The following is a 7621-nucleotide window of genomic DNA, read 5'->3' on the forward strand; positions in this document are numbered from 1 at the left end:
GCCTTGCCGGACACGATTTGCGGACGCCAACGCGGCGCTCGCACCAAACCTCAACAGACCCTAGGGTGTGTCGTCACGAGAGACGCCACCGCATGAGGCCCGCCCATTGTGCCAGGCAAGGCGCATGCCGCCGAGCGTGGCGGGGCCCCACGGTCAAGGCATGCAACGCCACCTGGCGCGGTGAGCGGGCCTCACCTGCAGGGCCCATGCCCGTGAGGCGGTGTATCTCATGACGACACGCCCTGAGCGGGCAACGACTGCGCCCGCGATCGATACGCCGGCCGGCCTTACGAGCCGGCCGGGCAAGCAGGCGGACACCCGCGATCATTTATGACGAGACGGCCGTAGGCGGGCCGTCTCGTCATACGAGGGGCTTGTCAGCCCCCTCGTTTTTGCAGCGGCACCAGCACCACTTCGGCCCGCTCGTTCTTGCGACGGCCCGAGGCCGTGGCGTTCGACGCTATCGGATGACTTTCACCCATGCCGCGCGCTCCCAGGCGATGTGGATCAACACCTGCCTGGACCAGCAGCTGGGCCACATCCCGCGCCCGAGCGTCCGACAGCCCCTGGTGATAGGCCTGGACCTGCTTGGCGTGGCTGAGATGCTGATTCTTCAGATTCGGATTCGCGTTGATGAACGCCTTGAGCTGACCGGCCGGCGGCGCGCTATTGTCCGTGAAGCCGAAGATCGCCACACCGAGCTTGGGATGGGCCTGTGCCAGCTTGGCGAGACGACCGATGACCGGGTGCGAATCCTGTGTCAGGCGGGCGGTACCACTCTGGAAATGCAGGGCGCCGAGCATATCCGGCACCACCCGCTTGCCAGCCAGGTCGCGCGTGCTCATTGCACGGCCGCCACCGCCGGAGGACGACGCCATCATGCTGCGTTGCTGTTGCGCCTGCAATTGGTTGAGCTGCTTCAGCCCGATTTCGCGTTGCGCCGTATATTGCGCGATCTGCGCCAATCGTTGGGCCTGATGCGCCTCATCCGCCACTTTGGCGAGCGCATCGGCACTGCGCTTTTTCTTGTTGGCGATGGCCTGCCAATCATTCTTGGCCTGAGCCAGGGCCTGCTGTGCCTGGGTCAACGACTGGCTATCGAATTGGCTCACCTGCGGTTGGGTCTGGGCGGCCTGGACCGCATCCTCGGCATCCGTCAGCGGGCCGAAAGTCGGCGTATCGCCGGTCGGACTACGATGGATCTCGTCATGCCATGCCGCATTCTGTGCCGCCACGCCGGTCAGCGACGGGGACGGCGGCACTGGGTTGGAGCGGAATACCGCACAGCCCGCGAACAGCGGCAGCACGACCGCGACGGTACAAAGCAAAAGAAGACGATTCATTACGATCCCCCCACCGTCGGGTTGCCCAGCCCAGTGCCCTGGCCTGCGGACGGGGCGCCAAGCCCGGATGACTGGCCGGAGTCCGCGCCGCCCGTCGAACCGGAACCATTGCCGCTATTACCCTGCAGCTGCCCGATCTGGTGCTGGACTGCCTCGGCCTGGGTCTTGATCAGCGCAGCCCGCGCGTCGAGCTTGGCCTGATCAACCAGGGTCTGGACCCGGTCGTGCTCGGCCGAGGTCAACGAACGATCATCTTCTGCCGCTTTAAACAGAATGTCGCGAGCCACGGTGATACGTCGACGCGCGCTGTCCACGATACGCGGTGCGAACTGACCGGCGTGCGCCGATACGGCTTTGTCCAAGGCCTGCGTGGCCGGATCCAGGACGCTTTGGTCCGGGACGTGGGGCTGTACGGCACGCTGGCTGGCGCAACCGGCCCCCGCGGCCGATGCCGCGATCGCGGCGCCCGCGATCAGGTGGCGGAACCACCGATGATGACTGGCCGACATTCGGGATCTCCCTGTTCGGTTCGGCGCGTGGCGTCGTGCCACGGACATTCGAAGGCGCGATTCTATCAGCGCCGCCGGTCGATACTAAAAACACGGGACGCCGCCGTCGATTGCCAGCGACGGTTCGCACCCGCTCAGGCCGCGCTCAACCCCTGCCGCGCGGCCGCTAAAGCGCTGGGCCGGCCGACGTCGATCCATCGCCCCCGATGATGTTCGCCGCTGGCCGCGTCGGCGTCGATCGCTTCACGTAGGACGGCAGCCAGAGGGAACCGGGGCTCGCTGCGTCCGGCAAACCAATGGGGTGCGAACACGCCGACGCCGGCGTAGGTCAGACGCGGCGCCGCATCCACGACCCGCTCGCCGCGCAGACCAAAATCGCCGCGAGCGTGGTGGACCGGGTTGTCGACCAGCACCAGATGCGCCTCGGCGCCCGCCCGCGCTGCCGCAAGCGCGCCGTAATCGATATCGCTGAACACATCGGAACTGATCAGCATGAACGGCGCCGGCCCGAGCAACGGCAGCGCATGGGCGATGCCGCCCCCGGTATCGAGAGCCCCCGGCTCTTCAAGGCTATAGACGATGCGCAGACCGTAACGTCGACCGTCGCCGAGTGCGCGCTGAATCTGCTCGCCGCGGTAGGCCACGTTGATCACGACATCGCGCAGCCCGGCCGCGGCGAGCGCGCGCAAGTGATGCCCGATCAGTGGCTGACCGCCGACATCGATCAACGGTTTGGGTACGCGGTCGGTCAGCGGGCGCAAGCGCTCGCCGCGGCCGGCCGCCAGAATCATGGCCTTCATGACGCACTCGCCTCAATGAACGGGGCCAACGGCGCCAGCTCGTCGAAGCTTGTCACCACGGGCCGCAGATAATTGCGAAAACGGTCGAGATCGGCCGCATACTGCGGCTTGCCATCGCGTCGCGCGATACGCACGAACAGCCCCAGAATCTTCAGATGCCGCTGAGCGCCGGTCAGGGCAATGTCCTCGCAAAACACGGACCAGTCGTTGGCTACCGGTAATTCACGGCCGATCGCTCCATCCCAGTAATGCCGGATCCAGCCGTCGACGCGATTCGCCGGCCAGCTGATAAACGCATCGCGAAACAGGCTGGCGACATCGTAGGTTGCGGGACCGTAACGTGCATCCTGGAAGTCGAGGACGCCAGGCAATGGATGACAGATCATCAGATTACGCAGCATGTAATCGCGATGAACATAGACCGGCGGCTGCGCTTCGAGCCGGTCGAGAATGAAATCGAAGGCGGCATCGATGGCACGTTCGTCGCGCATGCTGAGCTCATGCTCGAGTTCACCGGCGATGTACCACTGCTTGAACAGCCCCATTTCGCGGGCGAACGTGGCGCGATCGTAATCCGGCAGCACGCCGGGGCGGCTCGCGCCCTGCCAGTCGAGTAGCGCGCCGATGGCCGCCCCGAACAGGGCGTCGGCGTTGTCCTCGTCGAGTACCGACAAGTACGTCCGATCACCGAGATCGCTCAGGCACATGAAGCCGTGCGTCGCATCATGATCGAGGACCTCGGGCGCATTCAGACCGGCCGCGTGCAACAAGCCGGCGATGCGTACGAACGCTTCGACGTTTTCGTATTCGGGCGGCGCATCGACCGCGATCCAGCTGCGCTCGCCCTGACGGGCGCGGAAATAACGTCGGCGACTGGCATCCGCGGACACGGTTTCCCATGCCAGCGAACCGTCGATACGGGCAGCGAACCATGCCACGAGCTGCTCGTAGCGCAAATCGGCGACCTGATTCACGAGCAGACCGATCCGGCTTGCGTTGCGGGGGCGCGCTGCGGTGCGCATAATCGCAGGCCATAGGGGCATCGCTTGCGAATACAATGATTTCGGCCGGCCCGTCGCGCTTTTGAACGCGCGCTCGCCCGAGCCGGTGCTAATTGGTGTGACATCCCGCCGTGATTCATTTCAAATTGCATAGCGCGACACGCGCCGGGGTGCTCGGTTGGGCGTTGTCGGGCGCGTTGATCTATACCCCGGCCGCACTCGCAGCTGCCGGTTCGAATACCCAGTGCTGTCCGGTCGCCCCGCCGCCGCTGAGTCTACCCGCGAACGGCGACGCGTCGACACTGGTCGCCGACCAGGCCAGCTTGGCCAACGACATCGCGACCGCCCAGGGCCACGTGCATCTTGAACGCAACGGCCAGACTCTGGAAGCCCCCTACATCCGCTACAACCGGAAAACGTCCGAGGCGTCGGCCCATGGCGGGCTAAAATATCTGCGCGACGGGCTGTATCTGACGGCCGACAAGGGCAATGTCAACGTCGACCGGCGCACCGGCGAATTCGACGGCACGCATTACTCGGTGCTCGACTCGGGCGCGCGGGGCAAGGCGGCACGCGTGGACTCGCTGGGCGATAACCAGTATCGCCTGCGCGACGCCGATTACAGCACCTGCCCGGGCCCAACCAAGGCGTGGTTGCTATCCGCCCGGCGCATCGATCTCAATCGACAGACCGGCCGCGGCGTGGCCCACGATGCGACCCTGAAAATCTACGGCGTACCGTTGTTGTATACGCCGTATATCAATTTCCCGATCGACAACCAGCGGCATACCGGCTTCCTGACGCCGACCATCGGGGCGTCGAGCAAATCGGGATTCGAGCTGGCCGCGCCCTACTACATCAATCTGGCGCCGAACTACGACGCCACGCTGGTGCCCCGCGTTATGGCCAAGCGCGGGTTTCAGCTGGGCGGCCAGTTCCGCTATCTGACCCAGCATCAGAAAGGCGAATTCGACGCCCAGGTGCTGCCCTACGACACCCATTACGGCGCCGAACGCGATCTCGAACACTTCGAGCATATCGGGCAGCTGACGCCTCATGTGGGGATTCAGGCGAATTACACCCGCGTGTCCGACGTCAATTATTTCGACGATCTGTCGAATGATCTCGCACACACATCGACGTCTCAGCTCGATCGCAGCTTCGAGCTGACGGCAGTCCAGCCCGGGGTGAAATTCTCGGTTCTGGCGCAGGACTTCCAGACACTGAACAATTATTTCAACGGCCTGGGCGGGCGCTTCGACAACGAGCCCTATCGACGCCTGCCGCAGGCTACCCTCAACCTGCTGACGCCCACGGCGCCATTCCAGGCCGGACTCGACGCACAATTCACCAACTTCCAGCGTAGTGACAGTGTGAACGCGTATCGCACCGATGTGCGTCCGCGCCTGATCTGGGGCACCGATCATGGCAGCTGGTTTGCCAATAGCGAGGCCGCGTACCGCATCACGCACTACGATCTGCGTGATCTGAAATACGCGGGCAACGATCTCTACGTGCAGCCCGATCACAACAGCATCAACCGTGAAATCCCGAGCTTCCGGGCCGACGCGGGCTTGCGCTTCTCGCGCACGCTGGAAAACGGCTGGATTCAGACGCTTGAACCCCGCATGCAGTATCTGTTCGTCGGGTACCAGAACCAGTCGGACATCCCGATCTTCGATTCGGGGAGCGCGACGCTCAACTACGATCAGTTGTTCTCAAGCAATCGCTATACCGGCATCGATCGTATCGGCGATGCCAATCAGGTCACGCTTGGCGTGAGTTCACGTTTTGTGTCCCCGAACACCGGACGTACCGTTGGCAAGCTGGACTTCGGCCGGGTGACGAGCTTTCGAAACTTGCGGGTGGACTTACCGAACAGCGGCGTTACCGGCTACGACCACCACGGGTCGGATTACGTGGCCGGCGGGATGTTCTCGCCGTCTGACTTGTTCACCACGCGTGCCACGCTCGGCTACGACGCGCACAGAGCGCACCTGGACCGGGCGGTGGCGACCGCGACTATCGGGCATCGCGACAGTTACCAGCTCGATCTCGGGTATCGTTATTATCGCGATTACCGCCCGGCGCGGCGTATTACGCGGCTACCCAACAATAGCAACGGCAACCGTCGTTACGAAACCACGCTCATTCCAGGCCAGTTCGAAACGCTTTCGCAGGTCGCGATCGGCTTGAGAGCACCCATCGGCTCGCGGCTCAATGTAATCGCTCGATGGAACTATTCCCTCAAGCGCAATCAAAACATCGAGACCTTGGCTGGACTCGAGTACCGTCCCTCTTGTTGTTATGCGGCGCGGGTAGCCTGGCGCCACTATGTCGGCAACCAGAACGGTCGCCAGGACAACGCCATCATGTTCCAGTTCGTGCTACGCGGCCTGGGCCGCTTCGGTAATAGCGTGTCGTCGTTCGTTCAGAAGGACGTGTTCAGTACCACACCGCAAGCGCGCTCGACCGACACCTTTGATACGATCCGTTCGCCATGAAATATCCGTTCGTACTAAGCCCGCTCGCCGGGTTGCTCGTTTTCGTTCTCGCGCTGCCGATCGCCAGCGCCCAGCAGCTCGGCTCGGCCGGACTGGGCAGCTTCTCGCTCGGCGGCATGTCGAGCCAGAACCAGAAACCCCAGTCGCTGGACAAGATCGTCGCTGTGGTCAACAACGACGTGATCCTGAAGAGCGAACTCGATTCCGCGGTTGCCGAGCTCAAACAGCGCAACCCGGGCGAAATCGGTCAGATCCCGCCCAACGTGCTGCGCTCCCAAGTGCTCGACCAGTTGATCATGCGTCAACTGCAGATCCAGAAGGCGAATCAGGACGGCATTAAAGTCTCCAAGGCTGAAGTGCAGCAAGGCCTGTCGCGAATCGCCCAACGAAACAACATGAACCTGCAGCAGTTCACCCAGGCCGTCGCGCAGAGCGGCATGGACATGTCGCAGCTGCGCCAGCATGTGCGTGATGAGATCAAGATCTCGAAAGTCCGCCAGAAGGAGGTCATGGAAAAGGTTTCGATCTCGGATCAGGACGTCGACCGCTATCTGCAGAACCAGTCACTGCGGTTCTCGCGCAATCACCAGTATCACTTGCGCCAGATCAAGCTCGATCTACCGGCCGGGGCCGACTCGACGACCACCGGCGTGGTCCGCGACCGGCTCGAAAGTGTGCGCCATCAGATCACCTCGGGAAAGACGAGCTTCGCCGACGCCGCGCGTTCGTTGTCGCAAGGCAGCCATGCTGCGGACGGCGGCGATCTGGGTTGGGTGTCCGGGTCGAGCCTGCCCGATAGCTTCGACAGCGCGCTCGCTGGCCTTACTGCCGGCCAGATCAGCCCGGTATTCCGGGGCCCGGACGGCCTTTATCTGCTCAAGCTCGAGGACGAGCGCGGCGGCGGTAACGATCAGTCGAGTGACGATCAGAAGAAGGTGATGGTGACTGAAGCGCATCTGCGCCACATCATCCTCAAGCCGAACGAAATCCGCAGCGATGCGCGCACGCGCAAATTGGCACAGCAGATTCGTCAGCGTCTTCTCGCCGGCGACGATTTCGCCGCACTCGCGCGCAAGTATTCGGACGATAAGGCCACTGCGCGGCAAGGCGGCGATGTCGGCTGGATTCCGCTCAACCGCCTTTCGCCGGATACCCGTCGACACGTCGAGAATTTGCACAAGGGCGAGATTAGCCAGATCTTCCAGACGCATGACGGTTACGAGATCATCAAGCTCATCGCGCGCCGTCAGCGCGACGAAACCCAGGAAGCCAAACGCAACAAGGCACGCGAAACGCTTGGCCGCAAGCGCGCCAGTGAGCAGGGCAACCTGTGGCTGCGCAAACTGCGCGACGAGGCCTATGTCGATATCCGGATGCCTAACTATCAACCGACGCCCGGCTCGCCCTAGGTGTTTGGTCCCGCTGTATGATGGTTCAACGTTAACGCCAGAGTTCAAAGCGATC

At 63.2% G+C, this 7621-nt stretch carries 6 protein-coding genes; 2 read left to right on the plus strand and 4 right to left on the minus strand.

Going from position 1 to position 7621, the window contains the following annotated elements:
* Nucleotides 1–377: 377 nt before the first annotated feature.
* The 4 genes from C41B8_RS18885 to C41B8_RS18900 form a co-directional block, all read right to left on the minus strand.
* A complete protein-coding gene (locus tag C41B8_RS18885; RefSeq protein ID WP_037341859.1) occupies nt 378–1343 on the minus strand; it encodes an OmpA family protein in 966 nt (321 codons plus the stop codon).
* Complete coding sequence (locus tag C41B8_RS18890; RefSeq protein WP_037341861.1) at nt 1343–1852, minus strand: DUF4398 domain-containing protein; 510 nt, start codon at nt 1850–1852, stop codon at nt 1343–1345. Before C41B8_RS18890 ends, C41B8_RS18885 begins: the two co-directional genes overlap by 1 nt.
* 134 nt (nt 1853–1986) lie before the next feature.
* Nucleotides 1987–2652: an N-acetylmuramate alpha-1-phosphate uridylyltransferase MurU gene (murU, locus tag C41B8_RS18895; RefSeq protein WP_037341865.1), complete on the minus strand. Its 666-nt coding sequence runs from the start codon at nt 2650–2652 to the stop codon at nt 1987–1989.
* A complete protein-coding gene (locus C41B8_RS18900; protein ID WP_232226124.1) occupies nt 2649–3626 on the minus strand; it encodes an aminoglycoside phosphotransferase family protein in 978 nt (325 codons plus the stop codon). The genes murU and C41B8_RS18900 overlap by 4 nt, the downstream gene beginning before the upstream one ends.
* Before the next feature lie 158 nt (nt 3627–3784).
* Between C41B8_RS18900 and C41B8_RS18905 the strand changes: the two genes are divergently transcribed.
* Both C41B8_RS18905 and C41B8_RS18910 read left to right on the plus strand, forming a co-directional pair.
* Nucleotides 3785–6157, plus strand: coding sequence for an LPS-assembly protein LptD (locus C41B8_RS18905; RefSeq protein ID WP_037341867.1), 2373 nt, complete (start codon nt 3785–3787; stop codon nt 6155–6157).
* Complete coding sequence (locus C41B8_RS18910; protein WP_037341870.1) at nt 6154–7566, plus strand: peptidylprolyl isomerase; 1413 nt, start codon at nt 6154–6156, stop codon at nt 7564–7566. The genes C41B8_RS18905 and C41B8_RS18910 overlap by 4 nt, the downstream gene beginning before the upstream one ends.
* Nucleotides 7567–7621 lie beyond the last annotated feature (55 nt).

The sequence above is a fragment of the Salinisphaera hydrothermalis C41B8 genome (assembly GCF_000732535.1).
Taxonomy (GTDB): Bacteria; Pseudomonadota; Gammaproteobacteria; order Nevskiales; family Salinisphaeraceae; genus Salinisphaera; species Salinisphaera hydrothermalis.